This window comes from Microbacterium sp. MMO-35 (assembly GCF_037147555.1).
GTDB lineage: Bacteria > Actinomycetota > Actinomycetes > Actinomycetales > Microbacteriaceae > Microbacterium.
On record NZ_JBBCVH010000001.1, the window covers coordinates 524,395 to 550,459 of the forward strand.

At 72.7% G+C, this 26,065-nt stretch carries 25 protein-coding genes; 17 read left to right on the top strand and 8 right to left on the bottom strand.

Annotation, left to right across the window (positions count from 1 at the left end):
- Positions 1-56 precede the first annotated feature (56 nt).
- From WFJ01_RS02335 to WFJ01_RS02350, 4 genes are read left to right on the top strand one after another with little or no spacing between them, the layout of a single operon-like run.
- Positions 57-1,088 carry an iron-siderophore ABC transporter substrate-binding protein gene (locus WFJ01_RS02335; RefSeq protein WP_292882565.1) on the top strand — a complete coding sequence of 344 codons (1,032 nt, stop codon included), beginning with the start codon at positions 57-59 and terminating at the stop codon, positions 1,086-1,088.
- Positions 1,088-2,137 carry a FecCD family ABC transporter permease gene (locus WFJ01_RS02340; RefSeq protein WP_336628088.1) on the top strand — a complete coding sequence of 350 codons (1,050 nt, stop codon included), beginning with the start codon at positions 1,088-1,090 and terminating at the stop codon, positions 2,135-2,137. Before WFJ01_RS02335 ends, WFJ01_RS02340 begins: the two co-directional genes overlap by 1 nt.
- Entirely contained in the window at positions 2,134-3,189 is a 1,056-nt protein-coding gene (locus WFJ01_RS02345; RefSeq protein ID WP_336628089.1) for a FecCD family ABC transporter permease, read from the top strand. Before WFJ01_RS02340 ends, WFJ01_RS02345 begins: the two co-directional genes overlap by 4 nt.
- Positions 3,186-3,980 carry an ABC transporter ATP-binding protein gene (locus WFJ01_RS02350; protein ID WP_336628090.1) on the top strand — a complete coding sequence of 265 codons (795 nt, stop codon included), beginning with the start codon at positions 3,186-3,188 and terminating at the stop codon, positions 3,978-3,980. The genes WFJ01_RS02345 and WFJ01_RS02350 overlap by 4 nt, the downstream gene beginning before the upstream one ends.
- Positions 3,981-4,226: 246 nt before the next feature.
- Here the strand turns inward: WFJ01_RS02350 and WFJ01_RS02355 are convergent, their stop codons facing one another.
- Positions 4,227-7,076 carry an FAD-binding and (Fe-S)-binding domain-containing protein gene (locus WFJ01_RS02355; protein ID WP_336628091.1) on the bottom strand — a complete coding sequence of 950 codons (2,850 nt, stop codon included), beginning with the start codon at positions 7,074-7,076 and terminating at the stop codon, positions 4,227-4,229.
- Positions 7,077-7,159: 83 nt separating this feature from the next.
- On the opposite strand from WFJ01_RS02355, the gene WFJ01_RS02360 reads away from it, so the two are divergent.
- Positions 7,160-7,810 carry a GntR family transcriptional regulator gene (locus WFJ01_RS02360; protein ID WP_295034589.1) on the top strand — a complete coding sequence of 217 codons (651 nt, stop codon included), beginning with the start codon at positions 7,160-7,162 and terminating at the stop codon, positions 7,808-7,810.
- Between the two features lie 58 nt (positions 7,811-7,868).
- Here WFJ01_RS02360 and WFJ01_RS02365 read toward each other — a convergent pair whose 3' ends face one another.
- Positions 7,869-8,750, bottom strand: a complete 882-nt coding sequence (locus tag WFJ01_RS02365; protein WP_336628092.1) for an SDR family oxidoreductase — start codon at positions 8,748-8,750, stop codon at positions 7,869-7,871.
- An 80-nt stretch (positions 8,751-8,830) separates the two neighbouring features.
- On the opposite strand from WFJ01_RS02365, the gene WFJ01_RS02370 reads away from it, so the two are divergent.
- Positions 8,831-9,409, top strand: coding sequence for a TetR/AcrR family transcriptional regulator (locus WFJ01_RS02370; RefSeq protein WP_336628093.1), 579 nt, complete (start codon positions 8,831-8,833; stop codon positions 9,407-9,409).
- 109 nt (positions 9,410-9,518) lie between these two features.
- Here the strand turns inward: WFJ01_RS02370 and WFJ01_RS02375 are convergent, their stop codons facing one another.
- Positions 9,519-10,349 (bottom strand): 2-phosphosulfolactate phosphatase, encoded by an 831-nt coding sequence (locus tag WFJ01_RS02375; protein WP_336628094.1) that lies wholly within the window; start codon positions 10,347-10,349, stop codon positions 9,519-9,521.
- 85 nt (positions 10,350-10,434) lie between these two features.
- Between WFJ01_RS02375 and WFJ01_RS02380 the strand changes: the two genes are divergently transcribed.
- From WFJ01_RS02380 to WFJ01_RS02390, 3 genes are all read left to right on the top strand, one after another.
- Positions 10,435-11,397, top strand: a complete 963-nt coding sequence (locus tag WFJ01_RS02380) for a J domain-containing protein (RefSeq protein ID WP_336628095.1) — start codon at positions 10,435-10,437, stop codon at positions 11,395-11,397.
- A 184-nt stretch (positions 11,398-11,581) separates the two neighbouring features.
- Positions 11,582-13,447, top strand: coding sequence for a sensor histidine kinase (locus tag WFJ01_RS02385; RefSeq protein ID WP_336628096.1), 1,866 nt, complete (start codon positions 11,582-11,584; stop codon positions 13,445-13,447).
- The gene (locus WFJ01_RS02390) at positions 13,438-14,103 is read left to right on the top strand and encodes a response regulator transcription factor (RefSeq protein WP_251443651.1); all 666 of its coding nucleotides are present in this window, start codon (positions 13,438-13,440) and stop codon (positions 14,101-14,103) included. Before WFJ01_RS02385 ends, WFJ01_RS02390 begins: the two co-directional genes overlap by 10 nt.
- Positions 14,104-14,113: 10 nt before the next feature.
- Here the strand turns inward: WFJ01_RS02390 and WFJ01_RS02395 are convergent, their stop codons facing one another.
- Positions 14,114-15,415 carry a serine hydrolase domain-containing protein gene (locus WFJ01_RS02395; protein ID WP_292882539.1) on the bottom strand — a complete coding sequence of 434 codons (1,302 nt, stop codon included), beginning with the start codon at positions 15,413-15,415 and terminating at the stop codon, positions 14,114-14,116.
- A 1-nt stretch (position 15,416) separates the two neighbouring features.
- Positions 15,417-16,652, bottom strand: a complete 1,236-nt coding sequence (locus WFJ01_RS02400) for a serine hydrolase domain-containing protein (protein WP_336628097.1) — start codon at positions 16,650-16,652, stop codon at positions 15,417-15,419.
- A 210-nt stretch (positions 16,653-16,862) separates the two neighbouring features.
- On the opposite strand from WFJ01_RS02400, the gene WFJ01_RS02405 reads away from it, so the two are divergent.
- Complete coding sequence (locus WFJ01_RS02405; RefSeq protein WP_292882534.1) at positions 16,863-18,176, top strand: serine hydrolase domain-containing protein; 1,314 nt, start codon at positions 16,863-16,865, stop codon at positions 18,174-18,176.
- A 66-nt stretch (positions 18,177-18,242) separates the two neighbouring features.
- Here WFJ01_RS02405 and WFJ01_RS02410 read toward each other — a convergent pair whose 3' ends face one another.
- Complete coding sequence (locus tag WFJ01_RS02410; RefSeq protein ID WP_292882532.1) at positions 18,243-18,860, bottom strand: DUF4386 domain-containing protein; 618 nt, start codon at positions 18,858-18,860, stop codon at positions 18,243-18,245.
- A gap of 68 nt (positions 18,861-18,928) precedes the next feature.
- Here WFJ01_RS02410 and WFJ01_RS02415 point away from each other — a divergent pair, with 68 nt between their 5' ends.
- The 3 genes from WFJ01_RS02415 to WFJ01_RS02425 all read left to right on the top strand — a co-directional run bounded on the left by WFJ01_RS02415 (position 18,929) and on the right by WFJ01_RS02425 (position 20,340).
- Positions 18,929-19,597, top strand: a complete 669-nt coding sequence (locus tag WFJ01_RS02415) for a TetR/AcrR family transcriptional regulator (RefSeq protein WP_292882529.1) — start codon at positions 18,929-18,931, stop codon at positions 19,595-19,597.
- 129 nt (positions 19,598-19,726) lie between these two features.
- On the top strand, positions 19,727-20,134 hold the full coding sequence (locus tag WFJ01_RS02420) for a cupin domain-containing protein (RefSeq protein WP_251443666.1): 408 nt from the start codon (positions 19,727-19,729) through the stop codon (positions 20,132-20,134).
- The gene (locus tag WFJ01_RS02425; protein WP_292882526.1) at positions 20,122-20,340 is read left to right on the top strand and encodes an RNA-binding S4 domain-containing protein; all 219 of its coding nucleotides are present in this window, start codon (positions 20,122-20,124) and stop codon (positions 20,338-20,340) included. Before WFJ01_RS02420 ends, WFJ01_RS02425 begins: the two co-directional genes overlap by 13 nt.
- Positions 20,341-20,352: 12 nt before the next feature.
- Here WFJ01_RS02425 and WFJ01_RS02430 read toward each other — a convergent pair whose 3' ends face one another.
- Complete coding sequence (locus WFJ01_RS02430) at positions 20,353-21,657, bottom strand: hypothetical protein (RefSeq protein ID WP_336628098.1); 1,305 nt, start codon at positions 21,655-21,657, stop codon at positions 20,353-20,355.
- 350 nt (positions 21,658-22,007) lie between these two features.
- On the opposite strand from WFJ01_RS02430, the gene WFJ01_RS02435 reads away from it, so the two are divergent.
- From WFJ01_RS02435 to WFJ01_RS02450, 4 genes are read left to right on the top strand one after another with little or no spacing between them, the layout of a single operon-like run.
- Positions 22,008-22,430, top strand: coding sequence for a hypothetical protein (locus tag WFJ01_RS02435; RefSeq protein ID WP_336628099.1), 423 nt, complete (start codon positions 22,008-22,010; stop codon positions 22,428-22,430).
- A 12-nt stretch (positions 22,431-22,442) separates the two neighbouring features.
- Entirely contained in the window at positions 22,443-23,552 is a 1,110-nt protein-coding gene (locus WFJ01_RS02440) for a sensor histidine kinase (RefSeq protein ID WP_336628195.1), read from the top strand.
- On the top strand, positions 23,549-24,184 hold the full coding sequence (locus WFJ01_RS02445; protein ID WP_251443675.1) for a response regulator: 636 nt from the start codon (positions 23,549-23,551) through the stop codon (positions 24,182-24,184). The genes WFJ01_RS02440 and WFJ01_RS02445 overlap by 4 nt, the downstream gene beginning before the upstream one ends.
- A 30-nt stretch (positions 24,185-24,214) precedes the next feature.
- A complete protein-coding gene (locus WFJ01_RS02450; RefSeq protein ID WP_336628100.1) occupies positions 24,215-25,150 on the top strand; it encodes a hypothetical protein in 936 nt (311 codons plus the stop codon).
- Between the two features lie 33 nt (positions 25,151-25,183).
- Here the strand turns inward: WFJ01_RS02450 and WFJ01_RS02455 are convergent, their stop codons facing one another.
- Positions 25,184-26,056, bottom strand: a complete 873-nt coding sequence (locus tag WFJ01_RS02455; protein WP_336628101.1) for a hypothetical protein — start codon at positions 26,054-26,056, stop codon at positions 25,184-25,186.
- Positions 26,057-26,065 lie beyond the last annotated feature (9 nt).

Sequence of the window (26,065 nt, forward strand, 5' to 3'; positions counted from 1 at the left end):
TCGGGAAGCATAGGTTAGGCTTACCTACCTACCCGTTCGCTTCTTCGAGGAGACCCATGCCCTCCCTCCGTCTGCGCCGCAGCGCGGCCGTCCTCAGCCTCCTGACCGCCGGCGCCCTCGCCCTCACCGCGTGCTCGACCGGATCCGCACCGGACGCGAGCGGGACCGGATCCGCCGACGGCGCGTTCCCCGCGACGATCGAGCACGTCTACGGCAAGACCGTCATCGAGTCGGCGCCCCGGAGCGTCGCGACGATCGGCTGGGGCAGCTTCGACGCCGCGATCGCCCTGGGCACCATCCCCGTCACGATCCCGAAGGCGACGTTCGGCGACCCGGACGGCGACGGCTACCTGGAGTGGACGAAGGCCGCGATCGAGGCCGACAAGGCGAAGCTGCCGCCGCTGCACGACGAGACCGACGGCATCCCCTACGAGAAGATCGCCGACACCTCGCCGGATCTGATCCTGGGCACCAACTCCGGCCTCACGAAGCAGGAGTACGACACCCTCACCAAGATCGCGCCGACCGTCGCCTACCCGGGTTCCCCCTGGGGCACGTCCTGGCGCGACTCGACGACGATGATCGGCACGGCGCTCGGCAAGTCCGCCGAGGCGAAGACGCTGATCGCCGACACCGAGAAGGCCATGTCGACCGAGATGGCGAAGTACCCGGCCGCCAAGGGCAAGACCGGCATGGTCATGTGGGTCGACGCGAAGGATCTCGGCAAGGTGCAGTACTACGTGCCGAGCGACACGCGCGTGCAGTACCTGAACGACCTCGGCTTCGCCACCCCGGCCTCGATCACCGAGCTCGCCAAGAACGAGAAGGGCTTCGTCGGCACGATCTCGGCCGAGCAGGCCGACAAGCTCGACGCCGACGTCGCGGTCGTCTACGTGCAGGGCGGGGATCTGTCCACCCTGCAGAACGACCCGCTGCTCAGCCGGATCCCGGCCGTGAAGAAGGGATCCGCCGTGCTCGTGAACGACGAGGCGCTGCTGATGGCCGTGTCGGCTCCCACCGTGCTGTCCATCCCGTGGGCGCTGCCGACCTACGCCAAGCTGCTTGGCGAGGCCGCCGCAAAGGCCTGATGACCCTCGCCTCCGCACCGAGGACGCCCGCGTCGGGACCCAGGACGCGCCGCCGCGCGCGCCGGGCCCCGGCGTGGGCGCTCGTCGTGTGCCTGGTCGCCCTGCTCGCCGCGACCCTGCTGTCCCTCGCCCTGGGCGCGCGCCTCGTGCCGCTCGACGCCGTGTGGGATGCGTTCCTGCGTCCGGACGGATCGACGGACCAGGCGGCCGTGCTCTCCCGGGTGCCCACGACGATCACCGGGCTCCTCGTCGGAGCGGCCCTCGGCATGGGCGGCGCCCTCATGCAGGGCATGGCCCGCAACCCGCTCGCCGACCCCGGCCTGCTGGGCGTGAACGCCGGCGCGTCGCTGTTCGTGGTGCTCGGGATGACGCTGTTCGGATGGCAGGCGCCGCTCGTGATCGTGTGGTGCGCCCTCGCCGGCGCGGCGGTGGCGGTCGTGCTCGGCTACGGCGCCGCGGCGGCGAGCCCCGGTGGCGCGACCCCGGTGACGCTCGCGCTCGCGGGCGCGGCGGTCACCGCGATCGCGACGGCGGTGATCACGGGGATCCTCATCGTCGATCAGTCGACGCTGGAGAGCTTCCGGTTCTGGCAGGTCGGATCCCTGACCGCGGCGTCGTTCTCCTCCCTCGCCCAGCTGAGCGGCCTCCTCGCCCTGGGCGCCGTGCTCGCCGTCGCCTGCTCGGGTCGGCTGAACGCGCTCGCCCTCGGCGACGACGTCGCCCGCGGCCTGGGCGTGCGGGTCGGCGCCTCCCGCCTCACCGCGGTGCTCGCGGTCGTGCTCCTGTGCGGCACGGCCACGGCCCTCGCCGGCCCCATCGGCTTCGTCGGGCTGGCCGTGCCGCATGCGGTCCGCTTCCTCGTCGGCGCCGACTACCGCTGGATCGTGCCGCTCTCCGCGGGGGCCGGGGCGGCGTTCCTGCTCGTCTGCGACGTGATCGGCCGGATCCTGGCGCGCCCCGGAGTGCTCGAAGTGGGCATCGTCACGGGCGTGGTCGGCGCCCCGGTGTTCATCGCGCTCCTGCGGCGGCGCAAGGCGGTGGGACTGTGACCGTCCTCGACACCGCGCGGACCGCGGCCGCAACCGCATCGGCGGTTCGTCTTCGCGCCGCCCGCCGCCGCAATGCCGTGCGCGACGCCGTGCTCATCGCGGGACTCGCCGCCGTCGTCGTCGCGCTGTGCACCGCCGGTCTGGTCTTCGGCGCGAAGACCCTGGCTCTGCCCGACGTGCTGCGCGCGCTCACCGGCCAGACCGTTCCCGGCGTGAGTTTCGCCGTGGTCGAGCTGCGGCTGCCCCGCGTCGTCGGCGCGCTGCTCGCGGGAGCCGCGTTCGGCCTCGGCGGCATGCTGTTCCAGACCCTGCTGCGCAATGTGCTCGCGAGTCCCGATGTGATCGGCATCAGCGCGGGATCCAGCGCCGCGGCGATCACCGCCATCTCGTTCTTCGGCGCCTCCGGACTCGTCGTGTCCGGCGCGGCCATCGCGGGAGGGCTCGCGACCGCGCTCCTCATCTGGGTGCTCGCCTACCGCCGCGGGCTCTCCGGCCTGCGCTTCGTGCTGGTCGGCATCGGCGTCGCCGCCGCACTGCAGGCGGTGATCAGCTACGTGCTCACCCGCTCAGACGTCAAGGCCGCCGAGCAGGCGACGGTGTGGATGGCCGGATCCCTCAGCCGCAGCCTCTGGGATCAGCTGGCTCCGACCGCGCCCGCGCTGCTGGTGCTGCTGGTGATCGCGCTCCTGGCGGCGCGCGCGCTGCCGGTCCTACGCCTCGGCGACGACTCTGCGACCGCGCTCGGCGCGCGTCCGCAGCGCTCCCGGATCCTGCTGATCCTGTGCGCGGTGCTGCTCGTCGCGGTGGCCACCTCGCTGACCGGGCCCATCTCGTTCGTCGCGTTCCTCGCCGGTCCCATCGCCCTGCGGCTCGTCCGGCGCGACGCGGCCCTCCCCCTGGCCTCGGCCCTCCTCGGCGCGATCATCGTGCTCGCCGGCGACGCGGTCGGCCAGCACCTGTTCCCGATCACGCTGCCCGTCGGCGTGATCACCGGCGCGATCGGCGCGCCGTTCCTGCTGTGGCTCCTGATGAGAGGACGCACGCGCGCATGAGCTCGCACACCCTCGAGGCGAAGGCCCTCACCGTCGGGTACGACGGCGACCCGGTCATCGACGGACTCGACCTGACGCTCCCCGGATCCGGGATCACGATGATCGTCGGCGGCAACGGCTGCGGCAAGTCGACCCTGCTGCGCACCCTCGCCCGGCTGCTGAAGCCCCACAGCGGATCCGTGCTGCTGGACGGGTCCGCGATCGCGCAGCTGCCCACCAAGGAGGTCGCCCGCATCGTCGGCCTGCTGCCGCAGGCGCCGGTCGCCCCCGACGGGATCAGCGTCGCCGACCTCGTCGACCGCGGGCGCACGCCGCACCGCGGCTGGCTGGGCGGACGCGATCACCGCGACGACGAGGTCGTCGCCGACGCCCTGCAGGTCACCGGCATGACGGAGTTCGCCGAGCGTTCGATCGACGAGCTCTCCGGAGGGCAGCGGCAGCGCGCGTGGGTCGCCATGGCGCTCGCGCAGGAGCCGGACATCCTGCTGCTCGACGAGCCCACGACCTACCTCGACCTCGCCCACCAGGTCGAGCTGCTGCAGCTGCTCGTGCGCCTCTCGCGCGAGCGCGGCACGCAGGTGGTCGTCGTGATGCACGAGCTGAACCTGGCGACCCGCTACGCCGACCACCTCGTCGCGATGCGCGACGGCCGCATCGTCGCCGAGGGCGCTCCGGGCGACGTCGTCACGGTCGAGCTGCTCCGCGAGGTGTTCGACCTCGAGGCGGTCGTGATCCCGGATCCGATCGCCGGCACGCCGATGATCGTGCCCGTGGACGTGCACCGGAGCTGAGCGGGCGGATCCCGGACTCCCGCCTCTCGGGGGCACAAGGTGCCGCTGTGAGCACCGGATGACGGTAGCGGTTGCGGCGGGAAGGGAGCGGCCCTGGGCGGGGCATCAGCGCGGGAGGCGCGGGAGTCCGGCACGGTGACCACCCGTGCACAACTCAGGCTGCGTGCGGCTGAGGAGCAACCCCGTCCGCGGATTTCCGCGAAGCCGGCGCCGCGCGCTTCGCACCCAGCCTGAGTTGTGCGCGCGCTAGGGCCGGGTCAGCTCCTCGAGCACCTCGACCACATGCCGGTACGGCCTTCCGGTCGCTCGGCTCATGCCCAGCTCGCAGGTGCGGTTCGCCGAGACGTAGGCGTCGAACCCCCCGCGCTCCGCGTCCGCCGCGGCGACCTCGGCGGCCTCGACCGCCGTCGCGCTCGCGGTCAGCTCGGGGTGCAGCATGCCGCGGTCGCCGGCGAAGGCGCAGCACCCCCAGCCGTCGGGCACGTACACGTCCTCGGCCACCGCCGCGGCGAGCGCGCGCAGCGCGCCGGTCGCCCCGAGCTGCGTGGTGGAGCACGTCGGATGCACCGCGATGGATCCGATCCGCTCCCGCACCTCGAGCCGCGGCAGCGCCTCCCGGGCGAGGAACGTCGTGGCGTCCTCGATGCGCAGGGCCGCGTACTCCGGGTGCTCCGCCACGGCCTTCGCGAGCATGACGTGCAATCCCTCGGTGCACGACGCCGCGTCGCAGACGACCGGCAGCGCTCCCTCCCGGCTGGCCCGCCACAGCGCCGGCAGCACGCGCTCGGTCATCGTGGCGTAGCCGTCGAGCTGACCCTTCGACTTCCACGGGGTGCCGCAGCAGAGTCCGCCGGCGTCGGCCGGCACGCTATACGCGATCCCCGCCCGCTCCAGCAGCAGCCGCACCGCCTCGCGGGAGCCCTCGCCGTGCACGCCGTCGGGATCCTGCTCCGCGCCGAACATGGTGCCGATGCAGGATCCGAACAGCACCGCCTGCGCGTCCGCCGGAGCCGCCGCGCGCAGCGCCGGAGACCCGCCCGCCGGAAGGCCGCCGTCGTAGAGCGGCACGGTGTCCGCACCGAGCACGGCCCGGCCGGCGCGGGTGGCGGCGATCACGAGCGGCGCCGGCAGCGCGTTCGCGACCGTCAGCGCGAGACCGCCGCCGCGGGTGACCGCGCCCCAGCCCTTCGCGGCCGTGTTCCAGACGCCCTGCTCGAACCGGTTCGCCTCCTCGGCGCGCAGCCGGCGCACGAGGTCGCCGGTGTTGATGTCGACCGGGCAGGCGACCCCGCACATGCCGTCGACCGCGCAGGTCTGCACCGCGTCGTAGTCGTAGTCCCGCGCGATCTCGGCCGCCACCTCGACTTCGCCGCGGTGCAGGGCGGCCGTCATGTCCCGGCGCAGCACGATACGCTGCCGAGGGGTGAGGGTCACGTCCTTGCTGGGGCAGGTCGGCTCGCAGTACCCGCATTCGACGCACCGGTCGACCTCCCCCTCGACGGTCGGCACGGTCTTCAGATCGGCGAGGTAGGACGTCTCGTCATCCGACAGCACGACACCCGGATTGAGGATCCCGTCCGGGTCGATGAGTCCCTTGAGCTCCCACATCATGTCGGTCAGCACGTCGCCGTACTGGCGCCGCACGAACGGCGCCATGATCCGCCCGGTGCCGTGCTCCGCCTTGAGGGTGCCGCCGTGTGCGAGGACGAGCTCGACGAGATCCTCGGTGAACGCCTCGTACCGGCGCAGCGCCGCATGGTCGTCGAAGCGCTCGTTCACGAGGAAGTGCACGTTGCCGTCCTTGGCGTGCCCGAAGATCACGCACCCCTCGTAGCGGTGCTTCTCGAACAGCGCCGTGAGTCCCTCGCACACGCCGAGCAGCTCCTCGACCGGAACCGCGATGTCCTCGAGCAGCGCGGTCGTGCCGCTCGGGCGAGCGCCCGCGACCGCGGTGTACAGGCCCTTGCGCACGGTCCCCAGCTCCCCGCGCTCGGCCGGATCCTGGGTCATCCGCGCCGGCGTGGTGAGCGGCAGGGTCCCGACGTGCGCGAGAGCAGCCTCGACCCCGGCCTCCAGCGCCCCGGGATCCGCGGCGTGCACCTCGATGAGCAGCGCGGCGTGCCCTCGCACGTCGATGTCGGCGATCACCTCGGGCACGGTGCTGAGGGACTGCGCCACCCGCAGCGATGCGGCGTCGAGCAGCTCGATCGTGGTGAGGCCGAGTGCGGTGAGGCCGGGCAGCGCCGCCATCGCCGCGGAGAGCGTGTCGAACACGAGCAGGCCCGTGGAGATCTCGGGCTGGATCGGGATCGTGCGGAACCGGGCCTCGGCGACGAACGCGAGCGTCCCCTCGGATCCGATCACGAGATGCTCCAGGATCCGCACCTCGTCGTCGAAGTCGAGGAGGGAGTTCAGCCCGTACCCCATCGTGTTCTTCATCGAGAACTGCCGCGCGACCTCGGCGCTCAGCGCAGGGTCGGCGCGCAGGCGGTTGCGCAGACGCACCAGGCCCTGGGCGATCGCGGGCTCGCGCTCGCGCAGCTGCGCGGCGGCGTCGGGATCGGCGGTGTCGAGGACCGTGCCGCTGGGCAGCACGAGCAGCATCGACTCGATCGTGCGGTACGAGTTCTCGACGATCCCGCAGGCCATGCCGCTGGAGTTGTCGGCGACGACCCCGCCGATGGTGCAGGCGATCTCGCTCGCCGGATCCGGGCCGAGCTTGCGGCCGAACCGGGCGAGGCGGGTGTTGACCTGTCGCACGGTCGCACCGGGCTGGGCGGCGACGCTCCGGCCGTCGTCGGAGACGCGGATGCCGCGGAAGGCCGAGCGGGTGTCGACCATCACGTCGCCGGTGACGCCCTGGCCGCTGAGGCTCGTGCCGCCCGAGCGGAAGGTGAGGGTGCGCCCGGCGGCGCGCACGGCCGCGAACACCCGGGCGACCGCGGCGGCGTCCTGCGGCACGAGGACCGCATCCGGCACGAGCAGGTAATGCGACGCGTCGTGCGCCCTGGCGAAGCGGTCGATCGTGCGGGACGCGACACGCACATCCGGGCCGAGCAGCGCGGCATCCAGCGGCGAGGTCAGGGCGGCGGGCATGGAGGCTCCTCACTCTCGCTGCACTGCGAAGCATATTGTCAGACAAGTATACCGACGGCTGGAGGATCTCCTACACTGATCGCATGGTCGACAACACACTGGCCGTCGTCGGCGTCGTGGAGGCGGCGAGCAGGATGCTGCGCGACCGGATCCTGAGCGGCGCCCTCGCGGGCGGCACCCCGGTGACCGAGGCATGGGCGTCGGCGGAGTTCGGCATCGCCCGCCCGACCGCGAAAGCGGCGATCGAACAGCTCGTGATGAGCGGTCTGCTCCTGCGCACCGCGCACCGCAGCGCTCGCGTCGCCGCGATCGACGCGGAGATGGTGCGCGACGTGTATCGCACCCGGGCACTTCTGGAGGCCGGCGCCCTGCGCACCCTGGCGAAGGAAGGGGTCGTGCCCGCCGCCGCGGTCCTGGCCAACGAGGAGATCGCCGGGATGGCGCCCGGCCCGGACCCCGCGACGGTCGACCCCGACATCCGCTTCCACACCGCCCTGATCGACGGCCTGACGAGTGCGCGCACCTCACGGATGTATCGCACCCTGCTCGACGAGGCGCGCCTCTGCATGGCGCAGGTGCAGGACCGCCGTCTGCTCGACGCGGCGGCCATCGCCGCCCAGCACCGCGCAATCCTCGACGCGGTGCGCGACCACGATGGCGACCTGGCCGCTCGGCTGCTGCACGACCATCTCGGATCCGCGGAGGAACGACTGGTGGACGCGCTCGGGGCCTGACCCTCAGCGCGCCCCTCGCCCGTCCGGGAGCACCCGGCGGACCGAGCGCTCCGCCGTCTCACGCCTCGAGAGCCTCGAGGTCCTCGATCAGCCGCGCATGCGTCGGCACCCAGCCCATCGCCTCCCGCGTGTGGGCCGAGGACGCCGGCTGGTCCGCGGCGAACACGGGCCCGATCGGTCCGAAGGCCTCGACCGGCGCCTGCTGCACAGGGAGGCCGAGACGCCGGCCGATCACCTCGGCGATCGAACGCACGGTGTCGCCCTCATCCTGCACGGCATGCCATGCGGTGCCGGGTGCGGCGTTCTCGAGCACCATCCGGAACAGGACGGCGGCGTCGAGAGCATGCACCGCGGGCCAGCGCTGTTCGCCCGTTCCGGGATAGGCGGCGACTCCGCTGCGGCGGGCCATGTTCGCGAGCAGCCCGGCGAACCCGCCGTCGCCGTCCTTGTGCACGGTGCGGGGCAGGCGGACCGCCGCGGTGCGGATCCCCCGCGAGGCGGCCGCGAGGGTGCGTTCCACGGTGACGGCACGGCCGCCGACCGGGCCGTCGGTGGGCAGCGGGTCGGTCTCGACGGAGGGGCGCCCCTCGGCGCTCGGCGTCCCCGAGACGACGACGAACGGCCGATCGCTGCCCGCGAGGGCATCGACGATGGCGTCGATCGCGGCGCTCTCCTCGGCGATGTCCCGCTCGAGCGCCGCCTGCGTCGAGAAGTCATTGCCGAACGCCAGATGGATGACGCCGTCGGCGGCCGCTGCGGCGCTCCGGATGACGTCGAGGTCGGCCAGTCCACCGCGGACCACGGCGGCTCCCGACGACTCCGCTGCGGCGGCGGACACGTCGGATCGGGCGAGCGCGACGACGGAGTGCCCGCCCTCGATGAGCTCGGCGACGACGGCCGAGCCGATGAGCCCGGTGCCGCCGGTGATGAAGACCCGCATGGAGTACCTCCGATGAGTGATGGGATAGTAGTCCCATCACTCTATGATGGGACCTTTGTCCCGTCAACTAGGATGGAGGCATGGCACGTTGGGCACCGGGAGCGCGCGAGCGGTTGGTCCTCGCCGCCGTCGACCTGTTCCACGACCAGGGGTACGACGAGACCACGGTCGCACAGATCACCGCGCGGGCGGGCGTGACGAAGAGCACCTTCTTCCGCCACTTCACCGACAAGCGCGAGCTCCTCGTCGCCGGCCAGGCGGCCATGAGCGCCCTCCTCGCCGAAGGGATCGCGGCGGCACCGCCCGAGGCTTCGGTGCTCGACGCCGTGGCCGACGGGCTTCGCAGGGCCGCCAGCGCGTACGGACCGCTGAGCCGCGAGATCGCACCCCGACTCGAGGCCGTGGTCAGCGCGAGCGCCGAGTTGCGCGAGCGGAACGCCCAGAAGTCCGTCGGCCTCGCCGCGGCGATGGAGGAGGCGCTCGTCGCCAGGGGCGTCGCGCCGGTCGTGGCGCGGCTCGCCGCCGAACTCGGCGTCCTCGCCCACCACAGCGCGTTCGTACGCTGGGCTGCGGAGCCGGACGCGACGACAGAGGCGATGGCGCACTACTCGGTCGAGGCGCTCGCCGAGCTGCGCGCCGCCGCCGCCGAACTCGCCTGAAGCCGAGCGCGGGTGATGCGGTTTCCTTCCCCTGCTCTGCACCCACCGCGTTCCCCTCCGCCGCCAGGGCCGGGCAGGGTCGAGCCGGGATCCGGATCCGGATCCCGGATCAGCGTCCGTCGGCGAGATCTCCTGGATCCGCTTCCCGGAACACGCCGTCCACGAGCACCGGCACGGTCGTGGAGACGTCGGTCTCTGCGGCGATGAGCACGTCGCCGCCCTGGCCGTAGTCGTCGCGCAGCTCGACGCCGCTGGTCGACGCGGTGAACAGGTGCCGCGCCGCCCGGGCGAGGCCCGTGTACGCGGCGCAGGCCGCGGCCGCCTCGGGAGAGCACGCATCGATGCCGAGCCCGCCGAGCGCGTCGATCACGGCGCCCGCGGTGAGCAGGTCCTCCACCGAGAAGCGCACGGTGTCGTCATCGCGCACCTCGCCGCCGGCGACCACGGCGACCTTCACCCGGTGCCCGACCGCATGCTGGCGTGCGAGGATCCACTGCGCGACGGCCGTGCGGTTGCGCAGCGAGGCGGCGAGCACCGGCACGCCGAAGACCGCCGCCGCGGCCGACAGCCGGGATCCGTTGAACGACGGCACCACCGCGCGGGTCGCGCCGAACGCCGCGACGTTCTCGGCGGTCAGGCTCGACGGCGACAGCGTCACACCGTCGCCCCCGCGGGGGCCCGCGAGCCGGGCCGCGCCGAAACCGCCGCCTGCTGCGACGGCCTCCGCCTCGGCCCTCGTGCCGGCGAACGGCTGCACCTCGAGCCCCTCGCTGACCGCCCGCTCCACGGTCGTGGTGAACGAGATCGCGTCGATCACGACGATCACGCCGGCGCCCTGCCCGATCGACCGCAGCCCCTCGCGCGCCCAGTCGAAGCGCACCTCGTACTCCTGCTGCAGCGGACGGTCGGGGCTCATCGGCGTTCTCGCGGTGCTGCTCACCCGGGGAATGCTACCGGGCCGACCGGATACCCTGGATCCCGCGTGCCCCCGCCCGCACGACCGCCGGCAGAACCCGAGGAGCGCGATGTTCGACAGCCCGCTCTCCGCCTCCGCGTACGAGGTGCTGGGCGTCGTCGCCACGGCCTCCGATGACGAGCTCCGCCGCGCCTACCGGCTGCAGCTGCGCCGCACGCACCCCGACACCGGCGGGGATGCGGCCGTGTTCATCCAGGTGCAGCGCGCCTGGGAGCTCGTCGCCACCCCCGAGCTGCGCGCGGGCTACGACCGCGGGCACGGGTTCGCCGACGACGACGTGCCCTGGGACGGCTGGCGCGCCCCCGCGGCCCGCACCGACACCCGGCCGCGCGCGAAGTCCTACGGGGAGGCGGGCGGGAGCCGGCGACGGCGCTACATCGCGCAGGTGCGCGCCTGGACCGGATCCGACGTGGCGGATCCGTACGATCCCGCCTTCGTGCGCACGGTTCCGCGCGAGCTGCGACGAGTTCTCGCGAACGCCCTCGCCGAGGAGCACACCGCCCGGACGGTCGCCGACCTGGGTATGGGCTTCACCGCCTGGCACGACGTGGCGATCCCGTCCGGGACGCCCGTGGCCGGTGCGGCTCTGTCCGGTGCCGCCGGCGGAACACCCCCGTCGCCCGACACGCTCGACCACGTCGTCCTCGGCCCCTCGGGCCTGTACGGCCTGATGTCGGCCGACTTCGGCGAGATCGCGCGCTTCCGGGGCGGCGAGGTCATCGGATCCGGCACCGGCTCCCGCGCTCCGGTCACCGCACTCGTGACGCAGGTGCGAACGATCGCCCGCGCCGCCCGGGTGCGCTTCGGCGGCGCGATCCTGGTACTGCCGGACGACGACCTGGCGCAGGCGACGACCCCGCTCGGCGCGATCCGCGGCACGACCGTCGTGGTCGTGCGCCGCAGCGCCCTGCGCCCCCTGCTCCGCGCCGGGTTGCCCGGGTCCCGCACGATCGGCGGCACCGAGCTGTTCGATCTGCGCACGCGGATCCAGCAGACCGTGCGCTTCGCCTGACGACGACCGGATCCGGATCCGGCTCTCCCGTCTGTCTCTGAGTCTCTGAGGAGGGGGGCGCGCTGCGGACCGCAGGTGCGCGTTGCAGACCGCACAGGACCCAGGCCCATGGCGACGTCCGCCGCGGCGGGCCATCATGAGGGTGGGCTTGTCGCGCACGCGACGCGGCGGAGAGGGGCGACCGATGACGACGCAGGGCGGCACCCCGGCCTCCGCCGCCGACGCGACTGCACCCGCACCCGCACCCGCACCCGCACCCGCACCCGCACCCGCACCGAGCTCGGCAGCCCCCGGCACGGTCCCTGCCCCCACTCCCTCGCCCCGCGCGGTCCCCGCCCCCGTCACTCCGCGCACCGGCGCACCCCGGCCGCTGCCCGCGGCCCTCATCATGGTCGCGGTCTTCGCGTTCCTCCTCGGCGGGGTCGAGCTCGCCCTCGGCCTGGGCGCCCGGAGCACGTTCTGGGTCGTCGCGCTCTTCACCGGCGTGTTCTGGATCTGGGTCGCCGCGGGGCTCCTGGCCTGGTGGCGCCGGCCGCACAACGCCACCGGAGTGCTGCTCGTGATCGGCGGCATCGCGCTGTTCCTCGCCGGGCTCGTGAACGTCGGCGTCGAGGTGCTCTCGGTCGTCAGCGCGGTCTTCGCCACGAGCCCCCTGGCGATGACGGTGCATCTGCTGCACGCGTTCCCGTCGGGCCGGCTGCGCGGGCGGCTCTCCATCGCCACGGTCGTGCTGGCGTGGATCTCCTGCCCGGTGCTCCAGCTCGCCGTGGTGCTGACCTCGGTGCTCGCACCGGACGCGGCCGGGGTGATCGCCACGGCGCAGAAGGGCATCGGGATCACCGCGATGGTGCTCACCGCGATCGTGCTCAGCCGACGGCTCGTCGCGGCCGATCCCGGACACCGGCGGGTGCTGGGCCCGCTCTTCGGCTACGGCATCGTCGCCGTGCTGCTGCTCGCCTTCGCGCCGACGATCGTGCACGCGTTCGGCTGGCCCCGCGAGATCGGCGGCATCACGCAGCTGCTCGTCTCCGCGGCGATCCCCGTCGCGTTCCTGCTGGGCGTGCTGCTCGGAGGCTTCCGCCGCACGGGCGACCTCGAACCCCTGAGCGCCTGGCTCGGCGTCAGCGGCGCGGGCGGTCCTGCGGTCGCGCGAGCACTGGCGGCCACCCTCGGCGACGACTCGCTGGAAGTCGTCTACTGGTCCGAGGAGCACGAGGAGTTCGTCGACGGGGCGGGCGCGCCGGTCGATCCGTCGCGTCGCGGCGCGGATCGCGGCTGGTGCGAGATCCGCATCGACTCCCGGCTCGTCGGCGCGATCGTCTACGACACCCGGATGACCGCGGATCCGGGACCGGTGCGGCGCGCGGGCGACGTTCTCGCCATCGCGATCGACCGGGAACGCCTCACCGCCGAGCTGCGGGCGAGCAACGAGGCGCTCAGCCAGTCCCGGATCCGGCTCGTCGAGACCTCCGATCGCGAGCGCTCGCGTATCGCGCAGGACCTGCACGACGGGATCCAGGTGCAGCTCGTGCTGCTCGCCCTCGCCGCCCAGACCATCGCGAACGACCCGGACGCGCGCCCGGCGACGAGCGAGGCCTCGGCCCGACTGCGGCAGGGGATCGATCAGGCGGCGGCGGATCTGCGTCGGCTGGTGCACAACGTGCTGCCGGTGGCGCTCACCGAGCGCGGGCTCACCCCGGCCGCGGAGGACCTCGTCGACCGCCTGGCGATCCCGGCGACGCTGGAGGCCGACGTCGACGACGCGGCGATCTCGTCGACGACCGCGCACACCGCGTACTTCATCATCGCCGAGGCCCTGACGAACACCGTCAAGCACTCGAAGGCGTCGCGGGTGCGCGTCGCGATGCGCACCCAGGACGGCCGGCTGCACCTGGTGATCCACGACAACGGGGTCGGCGGAGCGAGTCTCGACCGCGGAGCCGGGCTCCGCGGTCTGCTCGATCGGGTGGACGCGCTGGGCGGCCGGCTGCGCCTGCGGTCGGATCCGGGACACGGCACCGAGGTGAAGGTGGATCTGCCATGCGGGTGATCATCGGCGAGGACGAGGTGCTGCTGCGCGAGGGTCTGCGCCACCTGCTCGCACAGGACGGCTTCGAGGTGGCCGCCGCCGTCGGCGACGCCGAGGCGCTGCTGGAGCAGGTGGACCTGCTCACGCCGGACCTGGTCATCACCGACATCCGGATGCCGCCGACGCACACCGACGAGGGCCTGCTCGCGGCGCTCCGGATCCGCACGGCGCACCCCGGGATCCCGGTCGTCGTGCTCTCGCAGTACGTGCAGCGCCGCTACGCGACCGAGCTGCTGGATCAGGACGGCGGCGGCTTCGGCTACCTGCTCAAGCAGCGCATCGCCGACGTGACCACGTTCACCGCCGACCTGCGCCGTGTCGCCGCGGGCGGCACGGCTCTGGACCCCGAGGTGGTCTCGGTGCTGGTGACCCGCGCCAGCCGCGCGAGCGGAGCCGTCGGATCGCTCACCCCGCGTCAGCTCGAGGTGCTCTCGCTCATGGCGGAGGGACGCAGCAACGCGCGCATCGCCGCCGATCTCTTCCTCACCGAGAAGGCGGTCGTGCAGCACACCTCGCACATCTACACCGCGCTCGGACTGCCCGTCGACGGCGACGACCACCGCCGCGTGCTCGCGGTGCTGCGATTCCTCGCCTCCGTCGCCGAGGAGTACCGCTGAGTCCCAGCCGCTACTTCCGCGGCGGCGGGGCGTAGGCGGTGCCGAGCTCACCGGTGAGGGCGACCAGGAGCCGCACCGCGGGCGTCTGGCAGATCGCATCGCCCGGGTCGTCCGTGAGCGTGGGCGACGTCGTGCAGCCGCCCGAGGCGATGTCGCTGTTGGTCTGCACCGCGACCGTGGTGTCCGTCGCCGTGTCGTAGAAGAGCGAGGTGTTGTAGCCGGAGAGGTCGCCGGTGTGCCCGACCCACCCCTGCGAGCAGCTCATCCCGAAGCCGTAGCCGATGTCGGAGAACGAGGTCAGCCGCAGGGTCTGCGTCTTCGCGTCGACGAGCCCCTGCCCGGTGCCCAGCGCGCGTCCCATCGTCAGCAAATCGTCGATGTCGGAGATGATCTCGCCGGCCGTGAAGCTCCAAGACGGGTTCCAGTCGGTGGAGTCGGCCGGGGCGTCCGGGGTCGCGCTGTTCCCGTTCAGGGTGTAGCCGCGCGCATACGGCTCGGGCAGCGCCGCCGAGGTGCCGGGCCAGGACGTGTTCGCCAGATGCAGCGGATCGAAGATCCGGGACTGCATGAGCCGGCCGACATCCTCTCCGGTCACCTTCTCGATCACCTTCCCGAGCAGTACCGTGTTCGTGTTCGAGTAGGCGAAGCCCTCGCCCGGGGGGAACAGAGGCGAGACGGCGGCTCCTGCCGCGATGACCTCCTCGGGCGTGTAGACCGCGGTCGGATCCGCGAAGTACTTCTCCAGGAGCTTCTCGTTCATGGTGTAGCTGGCGACGCCGCTGGTCATGTCGGCGAGCTGGGTGAGCGTGATCCGGTCTCCGTTCGGGATCCCGTCCACATACTTCGAGATGGTGTCGCTGAGCTTCAGCTTCCCCTCCTGGGCGAGCTGCAGCACGATCGTCGCGGTGTACATCTTCGTGAGCGACGCGATGCGGGTGTGCATGCCGACCTGCATCGGAGTCCCGGCGAGATCGGCGTTCCCATAGGCCTTGGTCCAGGTACCCTCCGGCGTGCGCACCCCCACGACCGCGCCCGGCGAGGCTCCGAGCGCGAAGGCCTTGGCCGCCGCGGCGTCCAGCTTCGCGACGGTCTCCGCCGGCAGCGCCGACAGCGTCTTCGCGCCGGCCTTCGCGCCGATGGTGGCGGCCGGATCCGCGACGCAGCCGGCGGTCGCCGCACTCGCGGACGGCGACGGCGAGGCCGCGCCGGGCGCGGCGCCGGACGGACCGGCGCAGCCGGCCAGGACGAGGGCGCCGACGACCACGGCGAGCGCCAGGGGGCGGCGGGGGGTGCGGCGGGACGGCGTGATCATGTCAACCTCCGTAGATGCTCGTCATGAGCGTCGTGGCGATCGTCGCCGCGGGCGGACGCCCGTCGGCTGCCGGGGCGAGGTTCGTCCAGACGACGATCGTCACCTTCTGCTCCGGGTCGTACCCCATGAAGGAGTTGAAGCCCGGCAGCTCACCCGTGTGACCGTAGAGCGGCCCGATCTTGGCGATCCCCCACCCGTACTGCGGGTCGGGCAGCGGGGGCAGCGGGATGGGCACCGGCTGCACGCTGGCGAGGCGCTCCTTCTGCAGCGTCGGGCTGAGCAGGCCACCGCCGCCCAGCGCCTCGACCCAGTGCGCGAGGTCCCGGATCGTCGAGACCCCGGCGCCTGCGGCCCCCGCCCAGGACGGGTTCAGCTCCGTCGTGTCTCCGGGCAGCAGCGTTCCGGCCTTCGCCTGCGCGAGCTGATCGGGCGGAAGCTCGCTCGTCTCCATGGTGTCGACGTTGGTCGAGTACATGTAGCCGTGCGAGAACGGTGCGGGGAGGGCGGCGTCGTCGGCCGCGGGGTACGACGTCTCGCGCAGCCCCAGCGGAGTGAACAGCCGCTCCTGGAAGATCTCCGCGAGCGGCTTCTGCTCGAGCTGCTCCGCGATGAGCCCGAGCAGCACGGTGTTGGTGTTGGAGTACGCCCAGCCGTCCCCTGGCGGGAACAGCGGCGGCTCGGCGAGGCCCATGGCCGCGAGCTCCTCGGGATCCCACACCCGCTGCGGCTGCGTGTCGAGGGCCGTGTTCAGCGCGAGGGTGGTGGTGTAGTTCGCCAGCCCGCTGCGCATCGTGAGCAGCTGCTCGATCGTGATGCGGCTGCCGTTCGGCACGTCGGGGCGGTACTTCGACACCTTGTCCGTGAGCGCGATGCGCCCCTCCTGCACGAGCTGCAGGATCACGGTCCCGGTCATCGTCTTCGTGTTGGATCCGATGCGGAAGTGATCGTCGAGCGAAACCGGAGTGGATCCGTGCAGCTCGGTCGTGCCGTAGGTCGCGGTGACCTCCCCGTCGGGGGTGCGCACCAGCATCGCGGCCCCCGGAACGCCCAGCTCGGCGGCGAGGGCGGCGAAGCGGGTCCGCAGCGCAGCCGGATCCGTCGTGACGGATCGCCCCTGGGCGGAGGGCGAGGGCGACGCCGATTGGCCGACGACCGGCGCACCGGCGCAGGCCGGGAGGCACAGGGCGATGACCGCCGCCGTGGCGAGCGCCGCCACCCGGCGACCCCTGTTCGACATCCTCACGGCGACTCCTCCGTCGTCTCCCGCACACGGCGGGTTTCGCCGACGCGGTCTCCCCGATGAGATCCGCGCCGGCCCCGGCATCCCCAGCGGATCCAGTCTCCCGAAGTCGGCACCGGCGCGGAATGGGTCTACGTCTATTCCTTCGCGCGGGCCGTGATGGGAGAGTGTGCTCGGGAGGGTTCGCTCATCGGAAGGGACACCGTCATGGCCACCGCACGACTCGCGAGGCCGGTCGCGCTCGCGGCCGCTCTGCTCCTGCTCGCCGGGTGCTCGTCGCAGCCCTCGACCGGCCCCACCGCCACCGGCGCCGGCACGCCGACGTCGACCGTGCCGGCGGTGTCGACCTGCGTCGCGGATCCCGCCGCGGTCGTCGCCCGTTCCGCAGACCTGCCGACCTCCGCGATGCCCGACGACCTCGTCTCGGCGATCGACAAGGCCGCGCAGGACTCCTTCGCCCAGACGTCCGCGAAGGGCGCCCTCGTGGCCGTGCAGTCGCCGAAGGGCCTGTTCCTCAAGGCGTACGGCATCGCGGATCCCGCCACCGGCGCCCCGATGACCACCGACATCTACCAGCGGGTCGGATCCATCACCAAGACCTTCACCGGCACGCTCACCGTGCAGCTCGCCGCCGAGGGGAAGCTCAGCCTGGACGACCCCATCTCGAAGTACGTGGACGGGGTGCCGCGCGGCGGCGAGGTCACCATCCGGATGCTCGCCGACATGAGCAGCTCGGTGACGAGCTACACGAAGGACGACGCCTGGCAGAAGGTGTTCTTCTCGGATCCGGACCGGGTGTGGAAGCCGGAGGAGCTGCTCAAGGCGGGCATCTCGCTGCCGCCGCAGGATTTCGCGCCGGGCACCGCCTTCGACTACTCCAACACCAACACCATCCTGCTGGGCTTCGTGATCCAGAAGGTGACCGGCAAGAGCTATCAGGACGTGCTCGCCGAGAAGATCCTGACGCCGCTCGGGCTCACGCACACGATCTTCCCTGCCGGATCCGCCGCGTTCCCCGACCCGCACGCCCAGGGGTTCACCCTGCAGGGCGGCCACGGGACGCCGGAGAACCCGGCGAACACGACGAACTGGAACCCGTCGTGGGGCTGGACCGCGGGCGAGCTGATCTCGAGCGCGCAGGATCTGCTGCGCTACGGACGCGCGGAGGCCACCGGCGCGGGGCTCGTGCCGGCGAAGCAGCAGGAGGAGCGGCTCACCTCGTTCCGCGAGTTCAACGGCCCGGGCGCTGGCGGCTACGGCCTCGGCTGGGGCTGCCAGAACGGATGGGTCGGCCACACCGGCGAGCTGCCCGGCTACAACACGGCGATGTTCTACAGCACGGCTGACGACACCACGATCATCACCATGGTGAACAGCGACATCCCCTCCGGCGACTGCCCGAGCGACGCCCGCACGCTCACCGACAACCCGACCGACCTGCCCTGCAGCTCGCCCGCGACCCGGATCTTCCAGGCCCTCGCGACGACGCTCGGCACCCCCTTCGCCCCGCAGAAGAAGTAGCCGACGGCCCGGATCCGTCCCTCCCCCGGCGGGCGCCACTGCGGGGAGGGGGACGCGCAAGGGACGTCAAACGGCGAGCGCCGGGGCGCCCCGCCACGGACGGCCGATGAGCAGCAGCACGGCGAGCCAGATCTCGAACGCGAAGATCGGCACGGCCGCGATGCCCGCGACCACGCCGTTGAGCGGGATCGCACCCCAGAGCTGTGCGAGGTCGCTCGCGAACACCAGTGCACCGCCCGCGACTCCGAGTGCGGCGAGCGCCCGCGGCAGGATCCGCGCATCCCAGAGCAGCCAGCCCAGCACCACGGTGTTGACGCCGATGACCAGCCCCTGACCGACGAGGAACGCCGCCGTGTGCAGCGCGGACGCGGGGCCCGCCGCGAGCCAGGACGCGCCCTGCGCCCCGGCGCTCGCGAGCATCGGCAGCGTGCCGGCGAGGATGACCGCCGCCTCGACCGCGCGGAGCACGGCGAACGTCAGCGCGCGCGTCGGCGCGTACTCCTGCAGCAGCCGCCACAGCAGCACGCCCGTGCCGACGCAGCCGATCGCCAGGGCGAACTCGAGGGCGACACCGGCGCGGATCCAGCCCTGGGCGTAGGCAGGCACGGCGAGCACCGAGGTGACGTGCGTCACGAGATAGAGGATCCCGGCGAGGAGGGCCTGCCGGCGGAGAGAGGGGGTCATGACGGATCCGTTCGTTCGGGTGTACGGCGTATACCTTGCGGATCCGATCGTAGGTGTACGCTGTATACGTGTCAACATCGGTGCCGCGGACGCCCCTGGACCGGGGCCGCATCGTCGCCGCGGCCATCGAGCTCGCCGACGAAGCCGGCCTCGAAGCCACGAGCATGCGGCGCGTCGCGGAGCGCCTCGGCGTCACCCCGATGGCCCTCTACAAGCACGTCGCACACCGGTCGCAGCTCGTCGACGACATGCTCGACGCGCTGCTGGCTCGCATCCCCGCCGCCGCGCAGGGCGCCGACTGGCGCAGCAGCGTCCGCGCCAGGATCCTGGCCGCGCGCACCCTGCTCTCCGCGCATCCGTGGGCCCGCGACGCGATCGAGTCGAGCCCCCTCGCCACGGCACGGGTGCTCGCGCACATGGACGCGCTGATGGGCGCGATGTTCGACGGCGGCCTTTCGGCCGACCTCGTGCACCACGCCATGCACACGCTGAGCACGCGCATGTGGGGGTTCACCCGCGACGTCATGCCGACTCCGCGCCTGCCCGATGACGCGGAGCAGCGCGCGGCCGCGATGTCCGCCTATGCGCGGGAGTTCCCCTCCATCGTGCGGATGGCCACGACCGCGCCCGGCGCCGGCACGGACTGCGACGACGACGCCGAGTTCGCCTTCGCCCTCGACCTCCTGCTCGAGGGCGTGGAGCAGCGCCGCGTCAGCGGATGGCGCTCGGATCGCTGATCCGGCCGGCGGCGCGAGAAACCACTCTGCGCAGGAGACACCACGTCTGCCGTGGCGTCTCCTGCGGATTCCGGGTTCTCGCGGATCCTGCGCTCGGACGGCACCCGATTGCTGGGATACCGTGGCGGAATGAGCGGAAACCACGTGTACGAGACCGGAGCGATCGACACCTGGGGTGTCGACGAGGGCACCGGCAAGCGGTTCGTCGACGGGGAGTCGGCGCAGTACCTCGGAATGTCGGTCAACTCCACGGATCCGGGCGGGAGCTCGCCGTTCTGGCATCGGCACAGCCGTTTCGAGGAGCTGTACGTGTTCCTCGACGGACGGGGCCAGATGGCGCTCGACGACGAGGTGGTCGACGTGCAGCCGGGCACCGTCGTGCGGGTCGCTCCGGAGACCTGGCGCGCGGTGCACAGCGCCGCAGACGCGGGCGTGCCGCTGAAGTGGCTCTGCCTGCGCGGTGGCGGCGACAGCCTCGCCGGGATCGGCCGCGACGGCGAGCTGGACAAGGAGCGGCCGTTCCCGTGGGCGCGGTGACCGACGTCTCGATCGGCGGCGAGAGCATCCGGCTCGGGCAGTTCCTGAAGTTCGCCGGGCTCCTCGACTCCGGCGGCGACGCCAAGGAGGCGATCATCGACGGGTACGTGCGCGTCAACGGCGAGGTCGAGCGGCGTCGCGGGCGCCAGCTCACCGACGGTGACCTCGTCGGCTACGAGGAGCGGACGGTGCGCGTGCGGCCCTGAGCGCCGAGCCGGTCAGTCCCGCACGGGGCGGCGCAGCAGCTCGATCACGACGAGCAGCAGCACCGCGCCCAGCAGCACCCACAGCACGAGCCACGCCGTGAGCGGATGCACGAGCAGCACGACGGCCGCGGCGGCGAGGGCCACGACGATGAGGATCCCCCGGTGCGACCGATCGATCCATCCGCCGAGGCGTGCGACCCCGCCCGGAGCATCGTCCGAGGGCGCGCCCCCGCCGGGACGCACCGCCGCGGCCACGCGGCCACCGGCGCCGCGGACGGCGACCGCCGCGCGCGAGGCGCCGATCAGCCAGGCGACGAGGGCCGCCACCAGCGAGATCAGACCGAGTGCGAGCAGACGCTGCGTGAGCGGCTCCGTGATCCGGTCGAACACTCCCCCGGCCGCCGCCGGCGTGATCGCGGATCCGTGGGACGCCAGGGCGCCGATGCCCACCGCGCGTCCGACCGCGACCGCGGCGAGCAGCATCACCATGATCACGACCGCCGCGACACCCGCCGCGAGGATCGCACGCCGGCGGCGCCGCGCCGCCAGCACCCCGGCGACGAGCAGCGCGAGCGCGAGCCACGGCAGCCAGGCCGAGACGGTGACGACGAGGCCGTAGGCCGCGACGGCCGTGCCCATCGAGGCGTTGTGCACGAGGACGATCGAGCGGTCGGTGGTGGGGATGGCCTGCGCGAAGGTCACCCCCTCGGCGAGTAGCCGTGCGCGCACCCCTTCGAGGACGGGTCCGAGCTGCAGCGTCAGCGTGCCGTCCGCGCCGGCGACGACCGCCGTGTCGGGGCCGCCCTGCAGCGCAGCCACGGCCTGGGCGTGGGAGACGCGCAGGGTCTGCTTCCAGATGTCGGCGAACGCCGGCGAGGTGATCACGTTCTCGACCATGCCGCGCACGAGGTTCTGCGCCCCCTGAGCGACCGGAGCCTGGAGCAGCCCCAGAGCGGTCGCTGCCCGGGGCGGCAGATCGAGCGAGCGCAGACCGTCGAACACGTCGGCGGTGAGACCGGGGATGTCGACCTGCTGGTCGATCACGTCGTTCGTCGCACTCACCAGCACGGACTGCACCGCCGGGTCGGCGGCGAGCGGGGCGAACGTCGCGACGAACTGATCGGTGTCGGTGAGCAGATCCCGGGCGTAGCTCGTGACGGCGCTGACCGAGCCGAGGACCAGGCCGAGCACGATCAGCACCGCCGAGGCCGCGCTGCGCCACCCCGCGCCGGCACGCCCCGCGGCGCCCCGGCGCAGTGCATCGTTCTCGGCTTCGAGGCGGGCGATCTGCGCGGCCGGATCCTCAGCGCTCGTCATCGACGCATCCTTCCGTGGGGCTCGGTCGGGAAGGCGCCGAGCAGGTGGGCTGAGAGCAGACTATTGCCCCATTCGACGCCCCGCCGGGTCTCCGCACCCTGCCCTGGATCGCGCGCCAGGGCCGGCGCGACCGTCACCCCCCAGGCCCAGGAACACCAGGAGCAGCCGCTCGACCTGCGCGAGCTCCTCGGCCGTGGCACGAGCTGGGCACTCTTCGCGGACGAGTGCACCTGTGCGGATCGATCGTCCGGACCGGTTCCTCTCGCTCCACGGGTCCGGTCCACCGATCGGTGCTCGACCATGACCGATCGGTGGATCCGGGCGAAGCGACCTCCGAGGACTCTGGAGGGATGAACACGACAGCCACCGTCTCCCCCGTCTCACCTCGCCGCGCGGCGTTCCGTCCGGTCGTCCTCCTCTCCTGGGCGTTCGTCGCGGTCAGCGCCGCGATGATCGCCTTCCTCTCGCTCGCCACCGCGACCGGCACCGCGTTCGAGATCGCGATCTGGATCCGCTGCTCCCTCGTCCTGGCCAGCGGGATCGTCGTGGTCGCGATGGCCGTCGCCGCCGCCCGCGGCTCCCGCGGCGCCTGGGTGCGCCTGCGGATCGTCAGCCCGATCATCGTGGCCGCGGTGATCGTGATCGTGTCCATCCCCGGCTTCCTGCCCGACGGGGTGCGCATCGAGCAGGCCGTGTGCGGGCACCTGCTGCTGCCCGTGGCGATCCTGGTGAACCTGCCCCGCATGCGGGCGCTCTTCGCGCCGAAGGCGTAAGGTCGGCCCGTGATGGACTCGCGCTGGCGAACCGTGCTCTCGGTCGCCCCGTACGTCGTGCTGGGGCTCCTGGCCGGGTTCGCGGTCCTCACGGAGGCGCGGCAGCCGGAGCGGCTGCTGCCGACGCTCGCCCTGTGCGCGGCCTACGGCCTGTGGGTGCTGGTCCTGCGCACCCTGCCGTTCCGGTGGCGCGACCGGCCCGCCGTGATCGCGGTCTTCCTCGCCGGCGCGATCGTGCTGAACCTGCTGCTCGTGCTGCGCGAGGGCACGTTCGGCTTCCTGGCGGTCGCGACCTTCTCGTTCGCGTACTCGCTCGCAGCCTGGCCGTGGGAGCTGATCCCCGTCGCGGGCACCGCGGTCGTCGCGGGGATCGCGCAGAGCTCGGGGTTCCGCGCGGATCCGGCCGGCATCGCGGGAACCGCGGCCGTGATCCTGCTGAACGTCGTCGTGATGTGCGGGCTCTCGTTCGGACTCCACCGCGCCGAGTTGACGATGCACCGCACCGCCATCCAGGACGAGCGCGCCCGCCTCGCCCGCGAGATTCACGACACCCTCGCCCAGGGCTTCACCGGCATCATCACCCAGCTGCAGGCGGCGGAGCAGGCGGCCGACGACGGCGCGCGCCGCCGGCACACGGAGGCCGCACTGACGCTCGCCCGCGACGGGCTCGCCGAGGCCCGCCGCTCCGTGCAGGCGCTGCGCCCGGCGGCGCTGGAGCAGACCTCGCTCGCGGACGCCCTCTCCGGCGTAGCCCGGTCGTGGTCCACGCGCACCGGCATCGCCACGACGGTGACCGCAGCCGGTGACGCCCGAGGGCTGCCGACGGAGACCGAGGTGGCGCTGCTCCGCATGGCCCAGGAGGCGCTGGCCAACGTCGAGAAGCATGCGGCCGCGACCCGGGTGACGCTCGCCCTGCGCGTGGGGCCCGCGACGGCGAGCCTGGAGGTGCGCGACGACGGCCGCGGCTTCGACGCCGTCGACCGCCTTCGGGGCGCCGCGGACGGCTCCGGCGGGTACGGCCTCATCGCCATGCGGGAGCGGCTGGAGGCCGCGGCAGGGGCGCTGATGGTGGACTCCCGCCCCGGGCGCGGAACCGTCGTGCGCGCGGAGGTGCCCGCATGACCGCACTCACCCTGCTCGTCGTCGACGACCATCCCGTCGTGCGCGACGGCATCGTGGGCATGGTCGGATCCGCCGAGGACATCGACGTGATCGGCGAGGCGTCGGACGGGGTCGAGGCGGTCGCCCTCGCCCTTGTGCACGCCCCCGACGTCGTGCTCATGGATCTGCGGATGCCGCGGATGGACGGCGTCGCCGCGCTGCGCGAGTTCGCGCGCCTCGGCATCACCAGCCGCGTGGTGGTGCTGACGACGTTCGACGCGGACGCCGACGTGCTCCCCGCGATCGCCGCCGGCGCCACCGGATACCTGCTCAAGGACGCCACCCGAGACGAGCTGCTGGACGCGATCCGCGCCGCGGCGGCCGGACGGACGGTGCTCGCCTCCGAGGTGGCCTCACGGCTCGTCGGCCGGGTGCGCGCCCCCGAGGCGAGCCTCCTCACCCCGCGCGAGCTGGAGATCCTCGCCCTGGTCGCCGAGGGCACCACGAACCGCGCCGCCGGCGACCGGCTGCACCTCAGCGAAGCCACCGTCAAGACGCACCTGCTGAGCATCTACGCCAAGCTCGGCGTCGGCGACCGTGCCGCCGCCGTGGCCGAGGGTTTCCGCCGCGGCCTGCTCGACACGGCCCGCTGAGGCCCACCCACCCCGACTTAGACTGGGGCGATGAGCGATGGGGAGCTCGACAGTCCGGGAACACGCGCATTCGCGGACGCTTTCGCCGATGCGATCGCTCGCCGCGACCTGACACTGTCCGCCCTGCGGACGCGTCTCGAGGATCGCGGGAATCCGGTCTCGCTCGCGACCCTGAGCTCCTGGCGGTCGGGAACGCGCACCCCCGACGTGCAGCGGAGCTGGGCGGCCCTCAGCGACCTCGAGGATCTCCTGCAGCTCCCCGCGGGCGATCTGGTGCGACTCGCCGTACCCCGCCGCGCATCGGCGAACATGACTCCCGCCCGGTTCCTCTTCGACGAGGCGCGCGCCGCCGGTCTCGACACGAAGATCGACGACGTCGTCGACGATCTGATCCGCGTCCTCGAGCTGGCGCCTCAGGATGCGTTCCGCGAACTGTCGATCCAGCGGATCGTCGACGTCGACGAGAACCTCCTCGTCGCACGCGAGGTCACCTACTCCGTGGTCGAATGCATGACCGGAGAGGTGTCCCGTTTCGGCTGGCTCAAGTTCAGCGACGAGCCGCAGTTCGACGGGATCGGTCAGATCACGCTCGACGGGCACGCCAGCGAACACCACGTCGATCCCTCGGGACGCATCCATGTGACGGTGTTCGAACTCGAGGAACCGCTCGCCCCCGGCCAGACCACCCTCCTTGCCGTGCGTCAGGACATCCCGGTCGAGCAGCGGTCCCAGCGCCGCGAGACGGTCACCCACGTCCATCACCCCGCGCAGAAGGTCGTGAGCTGGATCCGGTTCGATCCGCGCAACGTGCCGGAGCGGATCGAGGAGTTCGATCGCACCGAGACGGCCGAGCACACGACTCTGCGCGTCCTGGACACCCCGACGTCCCTCCATCAGGTCCGCTGGGACTACGGTCCCGGGGCGCTGGGCCTGCGCTGGGGCGACCCGCAGCCCGCCGACGACTGAGCCGGCTCCGCGCCGGCGCGCGCGGCGCGCTCCTCAGTCGTCATCGAACCCCCAGCGCATCCTCAGGCCACCCGGACCGAAGTCGCGGCGCAGGCGGTGCACCGATCTCGTCGTCCCCGCCGCCACCGTGACCGTCCGGGTGCCCCGGGACGTCATCTCCGTCTCGTCGAACCACTCCGGGGCACGGTCTCCGGCGGCCCGGAACCACTGCACGATCTCGCGCACCGGCCGGCGGACCGTCATGAGATGCTCACGAGGCGCGGGATAGCCCTCGGGAGACACCGCCTCGAACGAGACCATCGCGGTCTCACCCGGCTCGAGCGAGCGGTCGAGCGCCAGGGCGAAACCGCTCATCGTCCCGCCCGGGTGCCGGACCGTCCGGGCGAGCGTGCATCCGGCGAGGTTCCTCAGCACCGGCACGATCTCCGTGGGGCGGGACGCGGCGAGCAGAACCCCGAGCGAGTCCACACGGTCCCGCACGCACTGCACGAGGAGCACCGAGGAAACCTCCCACACCGTTCCCGATGCCGAGATCTCGATCGTCTCGCGGAGCGAGAGGATCCGCAGGCTGTCCGGAGGCGAGACCGCCAACAGCGCGAACGTCTCCGCGCCTTCGGAATCGCGGAGCGAGGCGGGCGCGGACACCCTGCCCCGCCGCCGGGATCGCCCCGCCAGAAAGCGTGTGAGCGCACCCGACTCGAGACCCAGCTCGTCCTCGATCCCGGCCACGATCGCAGCCGACGCCGCCCCTTCGGGGTGCCGCGCCCCCGTCCGCCAATAGCTGAGCGTCGCAAGCGAGATCGACAGTCCCCGCCGGGAGAGCCGGTCCCGCAACGCCGACATCGAGACCCCGCCGGCCGCGAGCGCCTCCGCGAACTCCTGCGCGAACGCCCGCTCCCCTGGCATCGGTCCTCT

Excerpts from the sequence above, each read along its gene's own strand:
- WFJ01_RS02440 (WP_336628195.1), top strand. The coding sequence starts at position 22,443 with ATGGACTCGCGCTGGCGAACCGTGCTCTCGGTCGCCCCGTACGTCGTG.
- WFJ01_RS02365 (WP_336628092.1), bottom strand. The coding sequence starts at position 8,750 with ATGCGGGTCTTCATCACCGGCGGCACCGGGCTCATCGGCTCGGCCGTC.
- WFJ01_RS02450 (WP_336628100.1), top strand. The coding sequence starts at position 24,215 with ATGAGCGATGGGGAGCTCGACAGTCCGGGAACACGCGCATTCGCGGAC.
- WFJ01_RS02340 (WP_336628088.1), top strand. The coding sequence starts at position 1,088 with ATGACCCTCGCCTCCGCACCGAGGACGCCCGCGTCGGGACCCAGGACG.
- WFJ01_RS02380 (WP_336628095.1), top strand. The coding sequence starts at position 10,435 with ATGTTCGACAGCCCGCTCTCCGCCTCCGCGTACGAGGTGCTGGGCGTC.
- WFJ01_RS02430 (WP_336628098.1), bottom strand. The coding sequence starts at position 21,657 with ATGACGAGCGCTGAGGATCCGGCCGCGCAGATCGCCCGCCTCGAAGCC.
- WFJ01_RS02335 (WP_292882565.1), top strand. The coding sequence starts at position 57 with ATGCCCTCCCTCCGTCTGCGCCGCAGCGCGGCCGTCCTCAGCCTCCTG.
- WFJ01_RS02355 (WP_336628091.1), bottom strand. The coding sequence starts at position 7,076 with ATGCCCGCCGCCCTGACCTCGCCGCTGGATGCCGCGCTGCTCGGCCCG.
- WFJ01_RS02435 (WP_336628099.1), top strand. The coding sequence starts at position 22,008 with ATGAACACGACAGCCACCGTCTCCCCCGTCTCACCTCGCCGCGCGGCG.
- WFJ01_RS02400 (WP_336628097.1), bottom strand. The coding sequence starts at position 16,652 with ATGTCGAACAGGGGTCGCCGGGTGGCGGCGCTCGCCACGGCGGCGGTC.
- WFJ01_RS02360 (WP_295034589.1), top strand. The coding sequence starts at position 7,160 with ATGGTCGACAACACACTGGCCGTCGTCGGCGTCGTGGAGGCGGCGAGC.
- WFJ01_RS02410 (WP_292882532.1), bottom strand. The coding sequence starts at position 18,860 with ATGACCCCCTCTCTCCGCCGGCAGGCCCTCCTCGCCGGGATCCTCTAT.
- WFJ01_RS02395 (WP_292882539.1), bottom strand. The coding sequence starts at position 15,415 with ATGATCACGCCGTCCCGCCGCACCCCCCGCCGCCCCCTGGCGCTCGCC.
- WFJ01_RS02455 (WP_336628101.1), bottom strand. The coding sequence starts at position 26,056 with ATGCCAGGGGAGCGGGCGTTCGCGCAGGAGTTCGCGGAGGCGCTCGCG.
- WFJ01_RS02445 (WP_251443675.1), top strand. The coding sequence starts at position 23,549 with ATGACCGCACTCACCCTGCTCGTCGTCGACGACCATCCCGTCGTGCGC.
- WFJ01_RS02350 (WP_336628090.1), top strand. The coding sequence starts at position 3,186 with ATGAGCTCGCACACCCTCGAGGCGAAGGCCCTCACCGTCGGGTACGAC.
- WFJ01_RS02405 (WP_292882534.1), top strand. The coding sequence starts at position 16,863 with ATGGCCACCGCACGACTCGCGAGGCCGGTCGCGCTCGCGGCCGCTCTG.
- WFJ01_RS02385 (WP_336628096.1), top strand. The coding sequence starts at position 11,582 with ATGACGACGCAGGGCGGCACCCCGGCCTCCGCCGCCGACGCGACTGCA.
- WFJ01_RS02420 (WP_251443666.1), top strand. The coding sequence starts at position 19,727 with ATGAGCGGAAACCACGTGTACGAGACCGGAGCGATCGACACCTGGGGT.
- WFJ01_RS02370 (WP_336628093.1), top strand. The coding sequence starts at position 8,831 with ATGGCACGTTGGGCACCGGGAGCGCGCGAGCGGTTGGTCCTCGCCGCC.
- WFJ01_RS02390 (WP_251443651.1), top strand. The coding sequence starts at position 13,438 with ATGCGGGTGATCATCGGCGAGGACGAGGTGCTGCTGCGCGAGGGTCTG.